Raw genomic sequence first — 21372 nt, 5'->3', positions numbered from 1 at the left:
GTTGCTTTTCGTTTTAAAAAGTGAGAAAATAAGAACGGAATAGAGGAGGTATATGATGGAAAATAAAGATTTACAAATTGCGCAACAAGCTACAATGAAGGACATTACCACAATTGCCAAATCATTAGGTTTATCGCAAGACGATATTGAATTGTATGGAAAATACAAAGCGAAAATCAATCTTGATGTCATGGACAAACTTGCTACACACGATAATGGGAAAGTGATTCTAGTAACGGCAATTAACCCTACTCCTGCTGGAGAAGGAAAGTCCACAACTACCGTTGGGTTAGGACAGGCATTTGCCAAAATCGGTGAAGATGCAATCATCGCCTTACGAGAACCCTCTTTTGGCCCGGTTATGGGAATTAAGGGAGGAGCTGCAGGTGGAGGCTACAGTCAGGTTGTACCGATGGAGGATTTGAATCTTCACTTTACCGGAGATATTCACGCAATCTCTACTGCAAACAACGCGATTAGTGCGATTATTGACAATCACATTCATCAAGGCAATGAGTTGCAAATTGATCCACGGCGGATTACATGGAAGCGTGCAGTCGATATGAATGATCGTGCTTTACGACAAATTGTTGTTGGTCTAGGAGGAGTGGGAAACAGCTTACCTAGGGAAGATGGATTCAATATCACAGTTGCTTCAGAAATCATGGCCGTGCTCTGTTTAGCAAGTGATTTAGAAGACTTGAAAAACCGTGTTCGACGAATTGTTGTTGGATATACCTACCAACGTAAACCTGTTACGGTGGGTGATTTACAAGTAGAAGGAGCCATTGCATTAATCTTAAAAGATGCGATAAAACCAAATTTAGTTCAAACGTTGGAAAACACACCAGCATTGGTCCATGGAGGTCCATTTGCAAACATCGCTCATGGATGTAATAGTATAATTGCAACCAATATGGGACGTAAATTAGCAAAATACGTTATAACAGAAGCGGGATTTGGGGCTGATTTAGGTGCCGAGAAGTTTTTGAATATTAAAACGTTCCAAGCTGGATTTGATCCAAGTGCAATTGTAATTGTTGCGACTATTCGGGCGTTAAAAATGCATGGTGGTGTCAATAAAAAAGAATTACATCTTGAAAATGTAGAAGCATTGCAACAAGGAATCACCAATTTGGAAAAACATATTGAGACAATAAAAACCTTTGGCGTTCCGTATGTGGTCGCTATTAACGCGTTTACCAGTGATACCGAAACTGAAATTCAAGCATTGGAAGCCTACTTACAAGAACACAATCACCCATTCAGTCGTAGTGAAGTATGGGCGAAAGGTGGAGATGGTGCTGTTGATTTAGCCAAGAAAGTACTATATGAAATCAATACAAAAGAGAATCATTTCAAACGATTGTACTCACCAGATGACTCACTGGAAACGAAAATAGAAACCATTGCAAAAACTGTATATGGAGCAGATGGAGTTGAGTTTACAACAACCGCAAAACGACAACTACGTCAGTTTAAACGGGAAGGTTGGGATCATCTAGGTGTTTGTATGGCAAAAACGCAGTACAGCTTAAGTGATAATCCGAAAAAACTAGGTCGACCCACTGGATTTACCATCACCATTCGTGAACTTAGACCATCTGTTGGAGCTGGATTTATTGTTGCTTTAACAGGTGATGTGATGACAATGCCAGGATTACCAAAAGAACCTGCAGCGCTAAAAATGGACATTACGAAAGATGGAGAAGCAAAAGGACTGTTCTAAAATAGTCCTTTTTTTTAATTAGGTATTGTGTACGACACAGTAGTGTGTTATGATTGGTATAGGAGATGATGATATGAATGCACAATTTAAGCGCGGAATTATAGAACTTTGCGTGTTATCTGAATTGGTGCAAGACGATATGTACGGTTATATGATCATTAACAACATATCGCAGCATTTAGACGTCAATGAAAATACGATATATCCGATTTTACGCCGGCTAACGAAAGAAGGATACTTTACGACGTATTTACAAGAGTCGAATGTTGGTGCACCTCGCAAATACTATAAAATAACCGACAAAGGCTTTCGCTACTATGCGGAACTACGCGATTCATGGGACCACTTTATCGGTGGTGTGTACGAGATTTTAAATAAAGGAGGAAAAAAACATGAAGAAATTCTTGCAAGATTTGAAAAAAGAACTGAAGAAACGAAACTTTAGTAAAGAAGAAATTGAAGAAATCATCAACGATCATCAAGAAATGATAGAAACCGCTAAAGAACAAGGTTTATCCGATGAGGAATTACATCTAAAATTTGGTGATCCCGAAAAACTAGCCCAGGATTTAAAAGAGAACGCAGCCACCCACGTGGTTGAAAAAGGAGGACAAAACGTGGACGGATATACATTATTAGAAACATTCCCAGTAACAGCAAAAGAGTTTAACGTGGAAATCGCTTTAGTAAGCGAAGATATTAAATATGAGAATCATGACTTAGATCAAATAGAAGTACATTATAAAAACATCAAAGACACCGACGATTACACCGCGTCATTTGATGGATCAACCTTTACCTTAAAACGCAATAGTCGCGAACGTCATTTCTCGATGAGAAAAGAGTCTGTCAAATTTATCGTTCGAGTACCTGAAGGAGTTCAAAGTACCACTTTTGATGTAAAAACAGTTAGTGGAGATGGTAAATATGCCGGTATTACAACTGAAACACTACATATCAAATCAACGAGTGGTGATGCGAAACTAACAGGTGTTGTCGCGAAAGATGCCCATATTTCAACAGTAAGTGGTGATTTAGCATGGAAAGATGTCACCTTAGAATCTTGTAATGTCAGTATGGTATCAGGAGATGTTCATATGCTGCATGCAGCCATTTCTGGTGATTTGAATACCAACACCGTTAGTGGGGATCTGAAATTGGAAGAAACAACATGTGACAACTTGATCTTAAAAACCGTTAGTGGCGATTGCAAAGGAAAAGAATTTTATCCAAAGACAGTTTCGTTACGCTCTGTAAGCGGTGATATTAAAATTGAAAACCAGAAACAAACCAATATCCAAGTATTAAAACAAAAAACCTTGAGTGGAAAAGTTAAAATCAAGTAAAACATACTCATTCATGATATAATTTACTCAAGGAGTGATACGATGGAATTATTAGATCAATATAAGGCAATTCAAAAGAAATTAAAAGCCTATGGATATGTAATAAATGTCGTTGGATGGGACAGCCAAACAGAAGCACCGCGAGGTGCTTTTCAACGTCGCGCTGAAATGTTGGCAGTTCTATCTCAAGAAGTGTTTAAACTACGTACAGGTGACGAATTTAAACAAGCGGTATATGGCTTATATGAGCGATTAGATGAACTTGATAAGCATATGCAATTAGAAATTAAACGTGCTAAAAAAGACATGGATAAGATGGTTAAAATTCCAGAAAATGAGTTTGTTGAATACAATAAACTTGTCAATTTATCGCAACGTCTTTGGGAAGATGCAAAAGCACAAGACAATTGGGATTTATTCAAAGACAATCTAGCAAAGTTAGTGGACTATAATCGCAAATTTGTCTCCTATTATGAACTTGATATGGAAGATTATGATGTCTTGCTCGATGACTTTGAAGAAGGAATGACAATGAAACAATACGACCATTTTTTCGATACGTTACGCAAAGAACTTGTTCCGTTTGTACACAAAGTCTTAAAAGATGGAAAACCGCTTAAGAAAGACTTTTCTACAAATTCATTTGATCCTAAAAAACAAAAGGAATTCTGTGATTATTTGATTGATGTGTTAGCCTTTGATCGAACCAAAGGGTTGATGAAAGAGAGTGTACATCCATTTACATGGAACACACATCCATCCGATGTTCGATTTACAACGCGATATTTGGAAAACTACGTATTTTCATCCATTTTTGCTGCTATTCACGAACTTGGACATGCGACCTATGAACAACAAGTGGATGATAAATGGAATGATACGGGACTCAATGGTGGAGCATCCATGGGTGTTCACGAATCCCAATCACGATTCTATGAAAATGTTATTGGCCGCAGTAAAGCATTTTGGGAAGCGCATTATCCTAAGTTTCAAGAGATTTTCCCAGAAGAAACAAAAGATATAACGGCGGATGATTTCTACCGTAATGCCAACAAGGTCGAAGCGTCACTAATTCGTGTTGAGGCCGATGAATTAACGTATCCACTACACATTATGATTCGTTATGAAATTGAACGAAAACTGTTTAGTAATGAGATTGAAGTGGACGAACTACCAGAAGTTTGGAATCAAAAGATGGTTGAATATTTAGGTATTGAACCCCCAACGAATGCCGAAGGTGTATTACAAGATGTCCATTGGAGTGCTGGATTGTTTGGGTATTTCCCAACCTATGCACTAGGAACCGCATACGCGGCACAATTTGTTCATGCGATGAAGCAGGATTTGGATCTTGATGATTTAGTTCGCAACAACAACATCAAAGCGATCAATGATTGGCTAAAAGAAAAAATACATCAATTTGGACAATCCAAAACCCCTGCTGAATTAATTCTCGACGTCACAGGTGAACCGTTTAATCCAATATATTATGTAGAATATCTCAAAGAAAAATATACGGAACTATATTTCTAGTAAACCGCTAAAAATAGCCAAAAGGCAACCAGATAGATTGGTTGCCTTTTTTTCTATACATGCGTATGTTTAATGTTATAATAGTCTTGGAGGTGTTCGTATGAAGTATATTGATATATCCTTATATAGCGAAAGCGACACAATGTTGAACCAATTGGCAAAAGGTGCATTTCTAACCACCAAAAAAGGACGACGGATCAATACGATGACCATCGCTTGGGGTGGAATTCATATCATTTGGGGAAAGCCCGTATATGCGATTTATGTCCGGTATTCACGAGAAACCTACAATTACTTAAAATATACTGATGAATTTACGATAAGTGTTCCAAAATTTGGTACGATGAAGAAAGAACTGGCATACTGTGGTACGAAATCAGCACGAGAAACTGATAAGATCAAAGACTTAGATCTTACCTTGGTAAAAGGTAGAAAAGTCGAAACCCCAGTCATTCAACAATGTGAATTACATTATGAATGTAAAATTATTTATCGACAAGCTTTGGAGCCAAACGCTATTATGGAACAGGTAAAAGATCGGTACTATCCGAATAATAACTTCCATATGGTGTATTATGGTGAAATTATTGATACGTATCAGATAGAAGGAGAAGAATAATGGGTGAAATTATTAGTGGAAAAGCATTGTCCAAAGATGTACGAGAACAAGTTCGTTTGGATGTATTAGCGCTACAAGAAAAATATGGGAAAGTGCCCCATTTAGCGGTTGTACTCGTTGGGGAAGATCCTGCAAGTCAGAGTTACGTACGGGGGAAAGAACGTGCTTGTACGAAAGCGGGGATCCATAGTACAGTCATTCGAAAACCCGATACCATTTCTGAAGAAGAATTATTAGACATTGTTGAAACATTAAATAATGACGATGAGGTTCATGGTGTATTAGTTCAATTACCACTACCAAAACATATTGATGAGAATAAAGTCATCGATGCAATTGATATCACCAAAGATGTGGATGGATTTCATCCGTTGAATGTTGCTTATATGCATCTTGGGAGACCCGCCATTCTACCCGCAACACCGAAAGGAATCTTAACGATGTTGCATAGTAAAAACATTGAACTACAAGGTAAAGATGCCCTCATTATCGGACGTAGTAATATTGTGGGAAAACCCGCAGCTATGCTGTTGATGAAAGAACATTGTACCGTGACAATCGCCCATAGTAGAACCAAAAATCTGAAGGAAAAATGTCTTCGTGCTGATATCATTGTTGCAGCTGTAGGACGTGCCAACACCGTTACTGCCGATATGGTAAAAGAAGGGGCTGTTGTCATTGATGTTGGTGTCAATCGAGTTGATGGAAAACTTGTAGGGGATTGTGATTTTGAAGCGATTAAAGACAAAGCGTCCTATATCACTCCTGTACCTGGAGGAGTAGGTCCTATGACGATTACATCATTATTGCAAAATACCTTAGAATGTTTTGAAAGGATAGTAAAGCCATGATTTCGCGATATCGTCGAGATGAGATGCATCGTCTATTTACTGAAGAAGCGAAGTTCCAGGCTTATTTAGAAGTTGAAATCAAAACCTTAGAAGCATGGAGTGAACTTGGTACTATTCCTAAAGAGGATGTACACAAGATTCGAAATAAGGCAACCTTTCGTGTAAAACGCATTCAAGAAATCGAACAAGAAACCAAACACGATATTGTCGCCTTCACACGTTGTGTTAGTGAATCCCTTGGAGAAGAAAAGAAATGGGTTCATTATGGCTTAACAAGTACCGATGTCGTTGATACAGCTTTAGGATACTTATATAAACAGGCTAATGACATTATTGAACAAGATCTTCTAGCATTCCATGAAACTCTCAAGAAGCAGGCGTTACAATACAAGGATATTCCTTGTATCGGACGTACCCATGGAATACACGCAGATATCACATCGTTTGGCTTAAAATGGGCCTTGTGGTATGATGAGTTTACCCGACATATTAAACGATTTAAAGAAGTCCGACAAGGGCTTGAAGTTGGAAAAATCAGTGGTGCAGTAGGTAATTTTGCTAATACACCACCATTTATACAGGATTATGTTTGTCAAGCACTCGGTATCGGGTCTACCAATATTTCAACCCAGACTTTGCAGCGTGATCGCCATGCGGCATATATGGCCGAATTGGCATTGATCGGTGCTTCTATGGAGAAAATCGCGCTTGAAATCCGTCATCTTCAACGAACGGAAGTTCGTGAAGTAGAGGAGTTCTTTAACAAAGGACAAAAAGGATCAAGTGCTATGCCCCATAAGCGCAATCCGATTAGTTCGGAGAACATAACCGGCGTTGCTCGAATTCTCCGTGGATACATGGTAAGTGCCTATGAAAATGTACCGTTATGGCACGAACGAGATATATCACATTCTTCGGTTGAACGTGTTATTTTCCCGGATGCTATGATGATTACTGATTATGCATTACATCGATATCGACGAGTTTTAGAGAATCTAACGGTGTTCCCTGGTCGAATGTATGATAATATCTTCATCACAAAAGGGGTTATCTTTTCACAACGTATTTTATCCACGTTGATTGAAAAAGGGATGTCCCGAGAAATGGCTTATGATACCGTACAACCATTAGCAATGAAAGCATGGCAACAGCAAATGGATTTTAAAGAGTTGCTTCATGCGAATGAGATGATATTATCTTATATCAATAACAAAGAGTTGGATGAGTTGTTTACCGTTGAGTACTACCTTCGCCAGGTCGACACTATATTTAAACGAGTAGGTATACGGTAGCCTACACAAGGAGGCATCATGAGAATTACACGGATAATTATCAACATTACCATACCAATTTTTCTTGTAATGTTGTTTGCTAGTTTACTTACTACAAAAACCTATTTACGTCTATCCAAAGGGATTTACCCATCCCATGCATTAATTGAGTACGATCATGATTATGCAATTGAACGGATTATGGGATACTTAAACTATCAATACGATGATTTGGAATTCGGAATGGATGAAAATGATGATTCCACGATTATGAGGGATACCGAAATCAGTCACATGGTTGATGTGAAAAACTTATACACTACCTTACGACTTGTTGCTTTGGGTTCACTGATAGTTGGATCAGGCTTGCTATTCTATCAGTATAAGAAAGATCCCAAAGAACTGTATAAAACACTAAAAGTCATGCCGTTTGGACCAATTGCCTTTATCGTATTTGTCGGTGGAGCCGTCATCATTGATTTCGATACGACATTTCGCATCTTTCACGAATTGTTCTTTACCAATGATGACTGGTTATTATACTGGGATGATGTATTGATACTGTTATTGCCACAGAGCTTTTGGATGGTAAGTGGTTTGATTATCTTACTATTATTCGGTGGATCGATTGCTGGAATCTATCTCCTAAATGAAAAAATTGTAAAAAGACGCCTAAACTAGCGTCTTTTTCTATGAAAGTGTTTTCACACTATTGAACAATTGTTCAAGTTTCGATACACTTAAAACTGGTTGGTATTATATATGATCGATAATAGGGTTCGATTGTTTCTACCCCGACACCGTAAACGTTGGGACTATAATCCGTTTTTTATTTTTTAAGGATATTCTCCTCTTTTAGATTGTGTATAATACAACCAAACACACAAAAATTGGAGGATTTTTTAATGGATTTTTTAAAGAACTTTTTTAAGTTGGAAGAGCACGGTACAACGGTTAAAACCGAGTTCTTAGCTGGTCTAACGACCTTCCTGGCAATGGCGTACATCTTATTCGTTAATCCAACTACTTTACAAGGATTAGTTGATGATGGAACAGGTACAGGGACAATGATCAGTCTCACAGGTTTGGAATGGGGACCAATCTTCACCGCAACAGCAATCGCAGCAATCGCCGGAACATTAATCATGGGGTTGTATGCAAATTACCCAGTTGCATTAGCACCTGGTATGGGAATGAACGCGTTCTTCACATGGACCGTTGTTGTAACACTTGGGTATTCACCTTGGCAAGGGTTCGCTGGAATCTTAATCTCTGGATTATTGTTCGTTCTTCTTAGTCTTTCAGGATTACGGAAACGAATCATTAATGCGATTCCGAAAAACTTGAAATTGGCCATTGGTGCTGGTATTGGGTTCTTCATCGCCTTTATCGGACTCCAAAATGCTGGATTAATTGTTGATAATCCTGCCGTATTAGTTGGTCTTGGTGATTTATCAGACCCTGTTGTACTTCTTGCTGTATTTGGATTACTCGTTACAGTCGGATTGTACGTGTTAAAAATTCGTGGAGCGATCCTCTACGGGATTGTCATTACTTCAATTGTTGGAATTATCTTTGGACAAGTAGGATTACCTACAGGAATTGTTGATGCGCCACCTGCACCGTATTTCTTTGAATTCACTAAAGGGTTCACTGATGGTGTTTGGGATTTCCAATTCTTCATTGTAATCTTTGCATTATTGTTTATTGATTTCTTCGATACTGCAGGAACACTTGTTACTGTAGGACATAGCGCAGGATTATTGGATGAAACTGGAGAATTAAAAGACAGTGGTAAAGCATTGTTAGCTGATTCAACGGCAACTGTAATTGGAGCAATTTCCGGAACATCTTCTACTACTTCATACATCGAATCACTAGCTGGTGTTGAAGTTGGAGGACGAACAGGATTAACCTCTGTATTTACAGCACTATTCTTCTTCGTATTCATGTTCTTTAGTCCATTACTAAGTGTTGTTACTGCAGCCGTTACTGCTCCAGCATTAATTATGGTTGGTGTATTAATGGCATCTCAGTTAAAAGACATCGATTGGAACGATACAGTTATTGCCGTATCTGCATTCTTAGTTATCTTAGTAATGCCATTAACCTACTCAATCGCTGAAGGTATTGCTGTCGGATTTGTATTCTATCCACTCACAATGTTGATAACGAAACGTCATAAAGAAGTTAGTATTGAAATGTGGGTATTATCCGTTGTGTTTGTTGTATACTTTGTCGTAAAAGCAACCGCCGGATTCTAAACAATATATTTAAACAAAAAGGACTTGCTCAGGCTAGTCCTTTTTTTTGTGTTGCTTTCCACAAGTTACCTTGTCACAATTGGTACACCACAACAATTGATTTGAAATTCGATAGAATCGTTCGGGGTAACGGAAGTGGTTGTATTCCCAGTATAGAAAAATAAGAACACCAAGAATAAAAATTGTAATGGTATAAATATTTGGAATAAAAATCAATATTGAAAATTTCATAATTCGATCCCAGTTGCTGATGCGACATGTATTACAACAAGTATTCTTTAAAAACCAGCTTCGAAATGGACACCAAATCATAATACAAAAATAATCGGCAAAATTTAATGCAAAAAATACGAGATAAATGTACTTTTCATCCAAAAAATCGATGAATTTGTATAAAAACCCTATACAAATTATGAGTGAAGCGTACAGGAAAAAGATAATAATGGAAATTTTATTGTTGTGTTTTGCTAATTCTTTTAATTTTGTTTGATCATAATCAGGGACTTCCATAAATTTTGAGGCTTCCATCTTACTACTGTAAATCGAATCGTTAAATCGTGGGAACATGACACTGAACGAATCAAGAATAAAGTAAATGAAGAATAATGGAAATAACCATTCTTCTACGACATCAATTAATGACGGAAAAAATACAATAAATATAATTGTATTGATTAGTAATACGAGTGATAATGAGAATTTGAAAAACAGTTTATTCATAGCATCACCTTGATAACATTATAATCTCTTATTAAATAGTTTACAACTGGCGGATTATTTACTACAATATTCATATGAACAAGGAAGTGATTGCAATGCGTAAACTAATTGAAGAAGATAAGATGATTCGAACGATTCGTCGCATCTCTCATGAAATCATTGAACGCAATAATAACTTAGATGATGTCGTACTCGTTGGTATATTACGAAACGGGGTTCCTCTCGCAGAAGCCATTCAAGAAAACATTCAGGCAATTGAAGAAGTTGAAATCCCGGTGTACTCATTGGATATATCTGGATACCGCGATGATGTCAAAAATGAGAATTTTACCAAACTTGACGTGAACCTTACAGGCAATGTTGTCATTATTGTTGATGATGTCTTGTATACGGGAAGAACTGCCAGAGCAAGTATGGATGCAATCATTGATTTGGGTCGACCTGCAAAGATCCAGTTAGCGGTACTAATTGATCGGGGACACAGAGAATTACCAATACGAGCGGACTACGTTGGTAAAAATATGCCAACAAGTGCCAGTGAAAAAGTACGTGTTGAGTTTCATGAGCAACCAGGCGTATATATCTATCAGTTGGAGGAATCACCAAATGAGTAAATTACAAGAACAAGATCAAGCGTTGTATGAAGCAATTGAACTAGAAAAACAACGACAACAATCACATATTGAATTAATCGCATCGGAGAACTTTGTCTCAGAAGCGGTTTTAGAAGCACAAGGAAGTGTCTTAACCAATAAATATGCGGAGGGATATCCAGGACGTCGATATTACGGCGGCTGTGAGTTTGTCGATATGGCCGAGAATCTAGCCCGAGATCGCGTAAAAAAACTGTTTAAGGTTAAATATGCGAACGTACAAGCTCACAGTGGCTCCACTGCAAACATGGGTGCATACCGTGCAATCATAAAACCAGGAGATACGGTTCTTGGTATGAGTTTGGATCACGGAGGACATTTAACCCACGGACACCCCCTAAATTTTAGTGGGATTGATTATCACTTTGTTAGTTATGGAGTCGACAGAACGACCGAGCAAATTGATTATGATGAACTAGAACGGCTTGCATTAAAGGAGAAACCACAATTAATTGTTGCTGGTGCAAGTGCCTATCCTCGAGCAATTGATTTTAAGCGAATCAAAGAAATTTGTGATAAAGTGGATGCCAAATTTATGGTCGACATGGCCCACATTGCCGGCCTAGTCGCCGCTGGTTTACACCAAAACCCATGCGATTACGCGGATATTGTCACATCCACCACCCACAAAACATTGCGAGGTCCTCGTGGGGGCATTATTCTAACCAATAGTTTTGAACTGTATAAACAAATCAATCGTGTCGTCTTTCCAGGAATTCAAGGAGGACCATTAATGCACGTGATTGCTGCCAAAGCAGCTGCATTCCAAGAAGCGCTTGAACCATCGTTTAAGACGTATCAATCTCAAGTCACTAAGAATGCTCAAGTATTGGCACAAGAGCTGCAGGATTTTGGATTCCATGTAGTTTCGGGTGGAACCGATAATCATTTAATTTTAGTCGAAGTGAAATCATTAACGGGATTAACGGGAAAAGATGCGGAACAACTACTGGACCGCGTTCATATAACTTGCAACAAGAATACCGTACCAAATGATACCGAAAAACCATTCATTACTTCAGGAATACGTCTCGGTTCACCTGCAGTAACGACAAGAGGATTTAACGAAGACGACATGAAAGTTGTTGCAAAACTAATCTACGATACACTGATGAACCCAGAAGACGACACCATTTTAGAAGGAGTACGTTCCCAAGTTAGTACTTTAACAACCAAATATCCATTACCATACTAATGTCTAGACTCTAATCACAAAGGAGTGATCATATGCGAGTCGCAATTATCAACGGAAATGGACATCTTGACAAACAAATTGAACGATTGCTAAATCAACACGGAATCAAGGGTGATTTCGTAAACCATCTTCAACGCAATACCGTAAAGCAATACGATGCAATCATTTTGTCCCATCGCAACGATGTCCCAAACAAACCGATCTTTATTGAACGACTGATTATCGAACAAGCGATACCAATTATCTACATTACCAATACCCCATCCATTGGACAACTGTATAATGTCTATCATGATTTGTTTTTCAACTTAGTGAATGAAATCACGATGGAAGTAGAATTACCTGTTACAATAAAATTGGTAGCGAAATACATGAAAGAAATTCGTCGCTTACAATCTGTAAATGACAATACAAAAGAACGTCTAGAAACAATACTTCTAACAAATAAGGCAAAACGAGTGTTAATGAATAAAGGGCTATCTGAAGAGGATTCCCACCAATTTATTCAGAAAAAAGCAATGGATTTACGGGTTTCAAAACGTCGTCTTGTAAACCTTATCATCGAAAATAAGATTGACATTTAGTACCCCCTTATTTATAATTGGTTTGTAGACAAGGACGTCTCGTAAAACAAGGAATAGAAATTAAATGATGTCAATGCTGACGCAGCATTTTTTGGCATCATTTTTTATATTTTAAGGAGGAAATTATGGCAACATGGACCAAAGAGGCAATCTTAAAGAATGCCAAAGAAGAAAATGTGAAATACGTTCGTTTGTGTTTCACAGACATCAACGGGGTTATTAAGAACGTTGAAATTCCAGGAAATAAACTGGAAGAAGCTTTAGACAATGAGGTAATGTTTGATGGATCATCCATTGACGGATTTGTTCGTATTCAGGAAGCGGATATGTATTTATATCCTGATTATGACTCATGGTTGATCTCATCGTGGGAACAGACAACGTATGGTAAAGTGGGAATTTTGATTTGTGATATCTATCTACCAAACGGAGAACCATTCGAAGGCGACCCACGTTATGTTCTAAAACGCAACGTCGAAAAAATGAAGTCTCTTGGATTTGGTGCATTTAACGTTGGTGTGGAACCCGAGTTCTTCTTATTCAAATTAGATGCAAACGGTGAACCAACACTTGATTTTAATGATAATGGTGGGTATTTCGACCTTGCTCCAGTAGATGGGGCAGAAGATTGTCGTCGGGATATTGTACTAGAACTCGAAAAAATTGGATTCACTATGGAAGCTGCACATCATGAAGTAGCACCCGGACAACATGAAATTAACTTTGAGTATAATGATGTCGTTCGGTTAAGTGATAATCTTCAATTATTTAAGTTAGTCATTAAAAATGTTGCGAAAAGACATGGATTACATGCGACATTTATGCCAAAACCAATTTCTGAAATCAATGGTTCTGGGATGCACACCAACTGTTCACTAAGTGATAAAGATGGAAATAACGCATTTTATGACCCAAAAGGTGAAATTGGATTAAGTGATGTTGCAAAACAATGGATTGCAGGAATTATGAAAAATGCACGTGGATTTACTGCTGTAACAAACCCAACTGTAAACTCGTATAAACGTCTAGTACCAGGATATGAAGCACCTTGCTACGTTTCTTGGAGTGATGCGAACCGCAGTGCAATGATTCGTATACCAGCGAAAAAAGGACGTGCTACTAGAACTGAAATCCGTAGTGTCGATCCAAGTGCAAATCCCTACTTAGCATTAGCAGCTATTTTAGCAAGTGGATTAGAGGGAATTGAGAAGAAACTAGAAGCTACTGATCGCGTTTATATTAACTTATATGAACTATCTCGTGATGATCGCGAAGCAATGGGCATTGTCAATTTACCAGAAAATCTAAAAGACGCTGTCAAAGAACTTAAGAAAAACGACGTAGTAAAAGAGGCTTTGGGTGCACATGTCTTTGAAAAGTTTATCGAGGCAAAACAACAAGAATGGGATGATTTCCGGACATCTGTAACAGAATGGGAAATCAAACGCTACTTGAAAGTAATGTAACAAAAAAAACCGTTTGTGAAAAACGGTTTTTCTTTTTTTCATGCAAAAACAGTGTATAATTTAACTGGTGATTACGATGAAAAGTCTTGTTATTGGAGGATGTAGTGTCGATACACTAATCCATGTTCCAGAAATTAATTCCATAGCTGATGATATGAGCTTGTGGGCAACGAATGTATCCACAAATATCGGTGGTACCGGAGCCGGAAAGGCTCTTGCTTTAGACGTTTTAAGCTCTAAGGTTACGCTCATTACCGATTTAGGAAACGATGAATATCGACCAATTATTGAATCGTTTTTTGAAACAACTACCATTCATGTAGTACCTGTTGAAACAGATAAATGCACTGCGCATACAAACATTATGCACTCCCAAGGGAAACGAATTAGTATTTTCACATCGGTTGGGACACAAATCCCACCTATACCACATGAATTTTACGACATAATCACAACTGTGGATGTTGTCTTCTTAAATATTAACGAGTTTTGTAGACAGTATATTCCATTCTTACAAAACATCGATATTCCAATCGTTGTAGATATTCATGATTACGATGAAGGAAATCCATATCATCAAGACTTTATTGATGTAGCCGATATTTTAATTGCAAGTGGGGTATCTATTCCAAATCATGGACAATTCCTCAAAAAGTATATTGAACTAGGAAAAGAGTTTGTTGTTATAACAAATGGATCAAAAGGACTTGTTGCAATGGATCATAAACAAGTATTTGAATTAAAAGGATATACTGATTTTACATATGTGGATTCCAATGGTGCTGGCGATAGTTTTGTTGCTGGGATGATGATAAAGTATCTGGAAACAAACGATATTAAACAGTCGTTAGTTTTTGGATCAATATGTGGTGCGATGTCTTGTACAAGTTATGATTTGTATAATAAAAAATATACAAAAGAAGTGATCGAAAAAATCGTTAAAGGAGTGTCATTGTGACACTCCTTTTTGAGTAGGCTAAGGGGTAAATAAGTAATTGTGATAACGAAAAATTACAAATAAGGAATCTATATAATTCGCAAACAAACAAATTGACTTTAGGCATATGATAGTCATTTCTACCTACTATTTGATAGCGTTATATGGCCATTTCCCATCCAGTTTACCCTATATATTTTCAGGACTTTATTTCTTTTTTATATTTATAATAACTATAATATGGGATTCGAGTGTGATTTTTCTAAATAAAAAAGCCAGCACTATTTCGCTGACTTAATTTCATGGATTAATTGATTAATATCATCGTTTGAAAAATGATATTTTGTATTGCAAAAGTGGCAAGATGTTTCGATGGGGTCTTCATCCTCAAGGAATGTTTCAAGTTCTGCCACACCTAAGCTAATCAATCCTTTTTCAAACTTTTCTCGATTACAATCACATTTGTATTCTAAATCAAGGTGCTCGAGAAGTTTGTATTCATTGTTAGTTAAATCACGAATGACATCTTCTGGTTTATATCCTTCTTGAATCATTTCACTAACTGGTTTGATGTCTTTTAATATCGTTTCGATTTGTTCGATTGTTTCCTCGGAACATCCAGGCATAATTTGAAGAATGAATCCACCACTTGATAGGATGGTGTTGTCGTCATTTACGAGGACACCGAGTCCTACGGCACTAGGAATTTGTTCAGAAGCTGTAAAATAGTATGCAAAATCGTCTCCAATTTCTCCAGTTTGAATCTCCGCGGATGATGTGAACATGTCTTTTACCTTTAAGTCTTTTGTGATGTGAATAAAGCCATTTCCTACTGCTTGTCCCACGTTTAATTTACCAGAGTTGTACTGTAGAAATACGCGAGGATTACCTACATATCCGCGAACTTCACCATGCGCATTAGTCGTTGCAACCATACCACCAATTGGGCCATCACCATCGACACGTATAGTTAGTTCTTGGTCCCCTTTATACATGGCACCCATAATCACACTTGCCGTTAATAAGCGTCCAAATGCAGCGGCACTAGTGGGCCATAATCCATGAATGTCTTGAGCGTGTGCTACCAGTGTTGTTGTACTGGCTGCATAAATGCGTACTGTGGCATCATATGCGTGTGCTTTAACTAAATAATCTTTCATAATATCACCGCACATATTATACCCAAAATACGTGAAAATTGAAAGGATTAAGTATTTGCATTTTAAATTTCCATTGTGTACAATATAACTTACGAAACAACGAGGTGATTCAATGTTTAAAATTGCGGATATAGAACTACAGAATAGAGTTGTTATTGCACCGATGGCAGGTGTTTCGAATATCGCATTTCGAACCATCATGAAAGAGTTTGGTGCAGGTCTTATTTATGCAGAGATGGTTAGTGATAAGGCACTGACTTTCGGCAACAAAAAAACCGTTAAGATGATCGAAGTTGTGGATGAAGAACGCCCGTTAACAATGCAAGTTTTTGGTGGAGATTTAGAAACCATTGTTGAAGGAGCAAAAATCATAGATCAACATTCCAATTGTGATATCATCGATTTAAATATGGGTTGTCCCGTTAATAAAGTCATTAAGAGTGATGCGGGTGCCAAACTTTTATTAGATCCACAAAAGATATATACGATAGTAAAGGCCGTTGTTGAAGCGGTTGAAAAACCAGTTACTGTAAAGATGAGAATTGGGTGGGACAAGAATACAATATATGCCGTGGAAATCGCTCAGATATGCGAAAAGGCTGGAGCTAAAGCGATCGCTGTTCATGCTCGTACAAGGAAGCAAATGTATAGTGGCAAGGCAGACTGGTCCTACATCAAACAAATTAAAGATGCTGTTGATATTCCAGTCATTGGCAATGGTGATATAACGACACCAGAGGATGCCAAACGAATGTTAGAAGAAACGGGATGTGATGCTGTAATGATTGGTCGTGGCGTCCTTGGAAATCCTTGGCTTGTGGAACAAACGGTCCAATATTTGGAAACAGGAACCTACAATAGAGATATTTCAATCGAGGAACGATTCCACCGTATGTCGAACCATATGGAGCGGTTAATCGCTTTAAAAGGAGAAAAAGTAGCAATGCTGGAGATGCGTAATCATGGTCCGTGGTATGTAAAAGGATTACCAGGAGCTAGTCATGTTCGCAAGGCATTATCCCAAGTTTCAACCAAAGATGACTTACTACAAATTATCGAAGAATATCAGAATCATAGAAAAGAAGGACCACATTAGGTCCTTCTTTTTAAATGATATAGTCGGCGTATTTTTGTTTTTGCAATTGGGAAAGTTCGAGTTCGATAACCGTCCCTTCATTGACATAATTTTGATGGATAATATTATTGTGTTCATTGAGATATGAAACCAGATCTCCTTCTTGAAAAGGGATAAGAAGTTTGACAACTTCATAATCCTTAAAGATCTCTTTCTCAATGAAGTCTAATACTTGGGAAATGGCTTCATTGTCTAATAAACTAACAATGATATATGGAAAGTTTGATGGTTCTATAGCGTGGTCGATTAGGTCGTACTTGTTGTAGATGTATAGTGTTGGTATGTCGTGTACACCAATTTCAGCTAAGGTATCTTTGGTTATTTGAATTTGGGTTTCATAAAATTTATTACTTGTATCAACAACATGAATTAAATAGTCCGCTTCCGTGATTTCTTCCAAGGTCGATTTGAATGACTCCACAAGTTTATGAGGTAAGTTCGATACAAAACCAACGGTGTCTGTTAAAATGAAGTCTTTATTATTGTCAAGAACAATGTGCCTTGTTGCGGTTTCCAATGTCGCAAACAACATATTCTCAACATATACTTTTTTGTCTTCATTGTGGGATGTAACATCAACCAAAGCATTTAATAATGTCGATTTCCCAGCATTTGTATAACCGACAATGGCCACCTTTTTGATGTTGGAACGATCACGTGTTCGACGTTGAACCTGACGGTTTTTGACAACGTCTTCTAGTTCTTTCTGAAGGTTACTTCTTTCGTTAATTATTCGACGTCTGTCTAGTTCCAGTTTCTTTTCACCAGGACCACGGGATCCAATCCCACCTTGTTGACGATTTAAACTGTCTGTTAAGCCGACAAGACGGGGCAACATATAGTCTAGCTGAGCGATTTCTACTTGTAACATCGCTTCTTTTGTGCGTGCTCGTTTAGCGAATATATCTAGAATTAAGAGGGTTCTGTCGATGACACGACAGTCCAATATTTGCTCTAAATTTCGTAATTGCGATCCACTGAGTTCATTGTTGAAGATAACCATATCTGCATTAAGATTGGTGACATAACGCTTGATTTCATCGACTTTACCGGAACCAATGTAAAATTTTGGTGTAATGCGGTTGAGTGATTGAGTAATCGAATAAACGACCTCTAAATTGCTTGCAACTGCTAAATTGTATAACTCTTCCATATAGTAATCTATTGTTCCATCTTGTTTCAAATCTGCGCCAACCAATATTGCTTTGAACATGATTATCACCTCTTGCTATTTATTTTGAACTCACTCCTATTATACAAGAAAAGACGCAAATTTGCGTCTTTTTCTTATAATCCACATTTTAATTGAGCGTTACAGTTTGTACAAGTATGACATCCACCTAGATTTTCAACGGTACCTTCTAAGCATATCGGACAAATATCTCCAGGTTCTACACCGATGTTTCGATCTTGTCGATCACTTCGCATCCCGGGTGTTTTGGATTCTTTTGGTTCCTTTTTCTCTTCTACAAGTTCAACGCCTAGTTCAGCGATATCCACTTGTTTTGGAGCGGATATTTTCTCATCATCATCTTTCGATAATGTCAGTACTTGTGAGTCACGAGAACCATCGACATAAACGGTTCCACCTTTTGCGCCACCTTTATAGAGTCGCATGTAGACTTGTTCGACTTCTTCAACGCTGTATCCTTTTGGTGCATTTACGGTTTTACTAATCGATGAATCGACCCAGTTTTGGATGGTACATTGCATATCGACATGTTCTTCGGGAGTTAGTTCCATGGCACTAACAAAAGTATTTGGTAATGAGCTTTTGTCTAATTCAGGATGTTCTTTGAGATAGTTTTCTACGATTGGAGCATTTACTTCAATGAATTTACCCAAACGTCCACTTCGGAAGTAGGAAAAACCAAAATAGGGTTCTAATCCAGTCGATACGCCAACCATCGTACCTGTTGAACCGGTTGGTGCGATGGTTAATAAGTGTGAATTACGAATGCCGTGTTTGAGAATATCTTGTTGGATATACTCTGGTAATTTTTTTATGTATCCGGATTGCAGTAATTTTTCTTTGCTTCCAAATTGTTCCAAGAAGGGGAATGAACCTTTTTCTTTAGCCAATTTTATGGACTGTTCATACGCATTTGTAGCAATAAATTTGAACAATTTGTCAACGAGTAATTTAGCGTCCTTGGATCCATATCGATGATTGGTCCAAATGAGGAGATCGTGAAGACCCATAATTCCAAGACCAATACGCCGTTCACCTAATGCTTGAACACGATTTTCTTCCAAGAAATAATGGGTTTTATCAATAACGTTATCTTGCATTCGAATTGCTGTTTTTATGGTGTTTTGCAGTTTATCCCAATCGACGACAGCATCATCTTTCTTTACCATATTGGCAAGGTTGATTGCGGCGAGATTACAAACAGAATAAGGTGCTAATGGTTGTTCTCCGCAAGGATTGGTTGATACTACTTTTTGGCCATATCCTTGAGCATTGGTCATTTCATTCGCATTATCAATGAAGAAAATACCTGGTTCTGCGGAGTAAGTTGCACATACATTGATGAGATTCCACAGGTCTTTCGCACGAATCGTACGGTACGTTTTTACGCGATATCCCATCTTTTCCCATTCGCGAACATCGCCAACATGCATCCATTTTTCATCGTAATCTTCTTTTTCTTTATCTTTGTAAGAATCGACATCAGGAAAACGAAGTTCGTAATCCTCGTCATTGTCGACAGCTTCCATAAAATCCTTTGTGACAGCAACACTGATGTTTGCTCCTGTAAGAAAATCAGGGTTATTCACCTCATAATGGCCACCTTTATTGATTTTCTCAAATGCAGTATCCACGATCTGTTTGGAAAATATACCTGGAGTTAAGCGGTTTTGTTCTAAGATGTACTCGTTAATTTGAATCTCGGTTTCTGATAAAGGGACAAATTTTAACTTAGCTTTTGCAGCTTTTATGATGGATTGATCTTCAATGTTATCAATTAGAAATTGAAGTATTTTGGGGTTTTGCATTTTCGAAATGATGAATTCAACAATGTCCGGATGCCAATCTGCCATCATGATCATTTGGGCTCCACGACGCGATCCCCCTTGTTCAACAAGGTGGGTTAATTCACTTAAATCGTGCAACCAACTAACGGCTCCACTTGATTTCCCATTAACTCCTTTTGCCAATGCGTTTTTTGGGCGTAAGGTTGAACCATTCGTTCCGACGCCACCACCACGGCTCATAATTTCCATAACTTGCTTACGGTGATCGCTAATACCACCACGTGAATCATGCACAAAAGGCATTACAAAGCAGTTAAAGTATGTTACATTTGTATTGCTTCCTGCACCAAACAAGACCCGTCCTGCGGGTACTAAGTTTAATGAGGAGACTTCATGATAGAATGAATCGATTACGTCTTGACTTTCATCTTCCCCAAGATGATAAGCGAGCCGTTTTGCGATTTGTTCAAAATAGAGTTCCAATGGTTTATCGAGTTGTCGAATGTTACGAACGATGGTACCATTTTTATCTGCATCTTCAGCACTACCAAGCGATTCTTCCTCTAATTTTATCGTGATATCATCACCATTGATAGCTACTACATTTCCGATTCCGCGAGCGGGGAATTTCGGATCGTACTTAACGACAGTGATTACCAAATCACCGATACTTAGTGTATTTAGAGACAAATCTTTTTGGGTATAACGATCGAGCATTACCAATCGTGATACACCCTCAAATGTCATTTTCATATCATCTGTAATTGGAAACAAATGTGGAAATCCGTTTTGGATATCTTTGTTGATTTTTTCGGTTAGTTGTTTTGTATATTTAATCATCTTTTCAAACCCCCTGGAAAAGTGTAGTACCATTATATAATAAAAGAAAATATATTTGTAGTCTTGACTTTTCATAAATACTGTGAAATC

General features: G+C 37.8%; 19 protein-coding genes and 1 riboswitch. Of the genes, 15 read left to right on the top strand and 4 right to left on the bottom strand.

Annotation, left to right across the window (positions count from 1 at the left end; all coding sequences use genetic code 11):
- Positions 1-55 precede the first annotated feature (55 nt).
- From G4Z02_RS03880 to G4Z02_RS03840, 9 genes are all read left to right on the top strand, one after another.
- Positions 56-1729 (top strand): formate--tetrahydrofolate ligase, encoded by a 1674-nt coding sequence (locus G4Z02_RS03880; RefSeq protein ID WP_258878552.1) that lies wholly within the window; start codon positions 56-58, stop codon positions 1727-1729.
- 73 nt (positions 1730-1802) lie between these two features.
- Positions 1803-2174 carry a PadR family transcriptional regulator gene (locus tag G4Z02_RS03875; protein ID WP_258878551.1) on the top strand — a complete coding sequence of 124 codons (372 nt, stop codon included), beginning with the start codon at positions 1803-1805 and terminating at the stop codon, positions 2172-2174.
- A complete protein-coding gene (locus G4Z02_RS03870) occupies positions 2122-3075 on the top strand; it encodes a DUF4097 family beta strand repeat-containing protein (protein WP_258878550.1) in 954 nt (317 codons plus the stop codon). The genes G4Z02_RS03875 and G4Z02_RS03870 overlap by 53 nt, the downstream gene beginning before the upstream one ends.
- 42 nt (positions 3076-3117) lie before the next feature.
- The gene (locus G4Z02_RS03865; protein ID WP_258878549.1) at positions 3118-4608 is read left to right on the top strand and encodes a carboxypeptidase M32; all 1491 of its coding nucleotides are present in this window, start codon (positions 3118-3120) and stop codon (positions 4606-4608) included.
- 100 nt (positions 4609-4708) lie between these two features.
- Positions 4709-5227 (top strand): flavin reductase, encoded by a 519-nt coding sequence (locus G4Z02_RS03860; RefSeq protein WP_258878548.1) that lies wholly within the window; start codon positions 4709-4711, stop codon positions 5225-5227.
- Entirely contained in the window at positions 5227-6078 is an 852-nt protein-coding gene (gene folD / locus G4Z02_RS03855; RefSeq protein ID WP_258878547.1) for a bifunctional methylenetetrahydrofolate dehydrogenase/methenyltetrahydrofolate cyclohydrolase FolD, read from the top strand. The genes G4Z02_RS03860 and folD overlap by 1 nt, the downstream gene beginning before the upstream one ends.
- A complete protein-coding gene (gene purB / locus G4Z02_RS03850; RefSeq protein WP_258878546.1) occupies positions 6075-7370 on the top strand; it encodes an adenylosuccinate lyase in 1296 nt (431 codons plus the stop codon). Before folD ends, purB begins: the two co-directional genes overlap by 4 nt.
- An 18-nt stretch (positions 7371-7388) precedes the next feature.
- Positions 7389-8030, top strand: coding sequence for a TIGR01906 family membrane protein (locus tag G4Z02_RS03845; RefSeq protein ID WP_258878545.1), 642 nt, complete (start codon positions 7389-7391; stop codon positions 8028-8030).
- Between the two features lie 55 nt (positions 8031-8085).
- A riboswitch (purine riboswitch) is annotated at positions 8086-8187 on the top strand.
- A 67-nt stretch (positions 8188-8254) separates the two neighbouring features.
- Complete coding sequence (locus G4Z02_RS03840) at positions 8255-9613, top strand: NCS2 family permease (RefSeq protein WP_258878544.1); 1359 nt, start codon at positions 8255-8257, stop codon at positions 9611-9613.
- Positions 9614-9646: 33 nt separating this feature from the next.
- Here G4Z02_RS03840 and G4Z02_RS03835 read toward each other — a convergent pair whose 3' ends face one another.
- Positions 9647-10333 carry a hypothetical protein gene (locus G4Z02_RS03835; protein ID WP_258878543.1) on the bottom strand — a complete coding sequence of 229 codons (687 nt, stop codon included), beginning with the start codon at positions 10331-10333 and terminating at the stop codon, positions 9647-9649.
- Positions 10334-10428: 95 nt separating this feature from the next.
- On the opposite strand from G4Z02_RS03835, the gene pyrR reads away from it, so the two are divergent.
- From pyrR to G4Z02_RS03810, 5 genes are all read left to right on the top strand, one after another.
- A complete protein-coding gene (gene pyrR, locus G4Z02_RS03830) occupies positions 10429-10947 on the top strand; it encodes a bifunctional pyr operon transcriptional regulator/uracil phosphoribosyltransferase PyrR (RefSeq protein ID WP_309544599.1) in 519 nt (172 codons plus the stop codon).
- Positions 10940-12181: a serine hydroxymethyltransferase gene (gene glyA / locus G4Z02_RS03825; protein WP_258878541.1), complete on the top strand. Its 1242-nt coding sequence runs from the start codon at positions 10940-10942 to the stop codon at positions 12179-12181. Before pyrR ends, glyA begins: the two co-directional genes overlap by 8 nt.
- A 32-nt stretch (positions 12182-12213) precedes the next feature.
- Entirely contained in the window at positions 12214-12765 is a 552-nt protein-coding gene (locus G4Z02_RS03820; RefSeq protein ID WP_258878540.1) for an ANTAR domain-containing protein, read from the top strand.
- A 125-nt stretch (positions 12766-12890) separates the two neighbouring features.
- Entirely contained in the window at positions 12891-14231 is a 1341-nt protein-coding gene (gene glnA / locus G4Z02_RS03815) for a type I glutamate--ammonia ligase (RefSeq protein ID WP_258878539.1), read from the top strand.
- A gap of 76 nt (positions 14232-14307) precedes the next feature.
- The gene (locus G4Z02_RS03810) at positions 14308-15189 is read left to right on the top strand and encodes a carbohydrate kinase family protein (RefSeq protein ID WP_258878538.1); all 882 of its coding nucleotides are present in this window, start codon (positions 14308-14310) and stop codon (positions 15187-15189) included.
- A gap of 260 nt (positions 15190-15449) precedes the next feature.
- On the opposite strand, the gene hslO is transcribed toward G4Z02_RS03810, so the two are convergent.
- Complete coding sequence (gene hslO / locus G4Z02_RS03805; RefSeq protein ID WP_258878537.1) at positions 15450-16328, bottom strand: Hsp33 family molecular chaperone HslO; 879 nt, start codon at positions 16326-16328, stop codon at positions 15450-15452.
- 112 nt (positions 16329-16440) lie between these two features.
- On the opposite strand from hslO, the gene dusB reads away from it, so the two are divergent.
- Positions 16441-17424 (top strand): tRNA dihydrouridine synthase DusB, encoded by a 984-nt coding sequence (gene dusB, locus G4Z02_RS03800; protein WP_258878536.1) that lies wholly within the window; start codon positions 16441-16443, stop codon positions 17422-17424.
- Between the two features lie 10 nt (positions 17425-17434).
- On the opposite strand, the gene hflX is transcribed toward dusB, so the two are convergent.
- Together hflX and G4Z02_RS03790 are read right to left on the bottom strand one after the other, a co-directional pair.
- Positions 17435-18676 carry a GTPase HflX gene (gene hflX / locus G4Z02_RS03795; RefSeq protein ID WP_258878535.1) on the bottom strand — a complete coding sequence of 414 codons (1242 nt, stop codon included), beginning with the start codon at positions 18674-18676 and terminating at the stop codon, positions 17435-17437.
- A 74-nt stretch (positions 18677-18750) separates the two neighbouring features.
- On the bottom strand, positions 18751-21282 hold the full coding sequence (locus G4Z02_RS03790) for a vitamin B12-dependent ribonucleotide reductase (protein ID WP_258878534.1): 2532 nt from the start codon (positions 21280-21282) through the stop codon (positions 18751-18753).
- Positions 21283-21372: the final 90 nt, after the last annotated feature.

Source organism: Candidatus Xianfuyuplasma coldseepsis, assembly GCF_014023125.1.
GTDB lineage: Bacteria > Bacillota_I > Bacilli_A > Izemoplasmatales > Izemoplasmataceae > Xianfuyuplasma > Xianfuyuplasma coldseepsis.
This window is presented reverse-complemented; position numbering and strand designations above follow the sequence as displayed.

Bases quoted from the DNA above. Each gene is read 5' to 3' on its own strand.
- G4Z02_RS03880 (WP_258878552.1), top strand. From the start codon at position 56: ATGGAAAATAAAGATTTACAAATTGCGCAACAAGCTACAATGAAGGAC.
- G4Z02_RS03875 (WP_258878551.1), top strand. From the start codon at position 1,803: ATGAATGCACAATTTAAGCGCGGAATTATAGAACTTTGCGTGTTATCT.
- G4Z02_RS03870 (WP_258878550.1), top strand. From the start codon at position 2,122: ATGAAGAAATTCTTGCAAGATTTGAAAAAAGAACTGAAGAAACGAAAC.
- G4Z02_RS03865 (WP_258878549.1), top strand. From the start codon at position 3,118: ATGGAATTATTAGATCAATATAAGGCAATTCAAAAGAAATTAAAAGCC.
- G4Z02_RS03860 (WP_258878548.1), top strand. From the start codon at position 4,709: ATGAAGTATATTGATATATCCTTATATAGCGAAAGCGACACAATGTTG.
- folD (WP_258878547.1), top strand. From the start codon at position 5,227: ATGGGTGAAATTATTAGTGGAAAAGCATTGTCCAAAGATGTACGAGAA.
- purB (WP_258878546.1), top strand. From the start codon at position 6,075: ATGATTTCGCGATATCGTCGAGATGAGATGCATCGTCTATTTACTGAA.
- G4Z02_RS03845 (WP_258878545.1), top strand. From the start codon at position 7,389: ATGAGAATTACACGGATAATTATCAACATTACCATACCAATTTTTCTT.
- G4Z02_RS03840 (WP_258878544.1), top strand. From the start codon at position 8,255: ATGGATTTTTTAAAGAACTTTTTTAAGTTGGAAGAGCACGGTACAACG.
- G4Z02_RS03835 (WP_258878543.1), bottom strand. From the start codon at position 10,333: ATGAATAAACTGTTTTTCAAATTCTCATTATCACTCGTATTACTAATC.
- pyrR (WP_309544599.1), top strand. From the start codon at position 10,429: ATGCGTAAACTAATTGAAGAAGATAAGATGATTCGAACGATTCGTCGC.
- glyA (WP_258878541.1), top strand. From the start codon at position 10,940: ATGAGTAAATTACAAGAACAAGATCAAGCGTTGTATGAAGCAATTGAA.
- G4Z02_RS03820 (WP_258878540.1), top strand. From the start codon at position 12,214: ATGCGAGTCGCAATTATCAACGGAAATGGACATCTTGACAAACAAATT.
- glnA (WP_258878539.1), top strand. From the start codon at position 12,891: ATGGCAACATGGACCAAAGAGGCAATCTTAAAGAATGCCAAAGAAGAA.
- G4Z02_RS03810 (WP_258878538.1), top strand. From the start codon at position 14,308: ATGAAAAGTCTTGTTATTGGAGGATGTAGTGTCGATACACTAATCCAT.
- hslO (WP_258878537.1), bottom strand. From the start codon at position 16,328: ATGAAAGATTATTTAGTTAAAGCACACGCATATGATGCCACAGTACGC.
- dusB (WP_258878536.1), top strand. From the start codon at position 16,441: ATGTTTAAAATTGCGGATATAGAACTACAGAATAGAGTTGTTATTGCA.
- hflX (WP_258878535.1), bottom strand. From the start codon at position 18,676: ATGTTCAAAGCAATATTGGTTGGCGCAGATTTGAAACAAGATGGAACA.
- G4Z02_RS03790 (WP_258878534.1), bottom strand. From the start codon at position 21,282: ATGATTAAATATACAAAACAACTAACCGAAAAAATCAACAAAGATATC.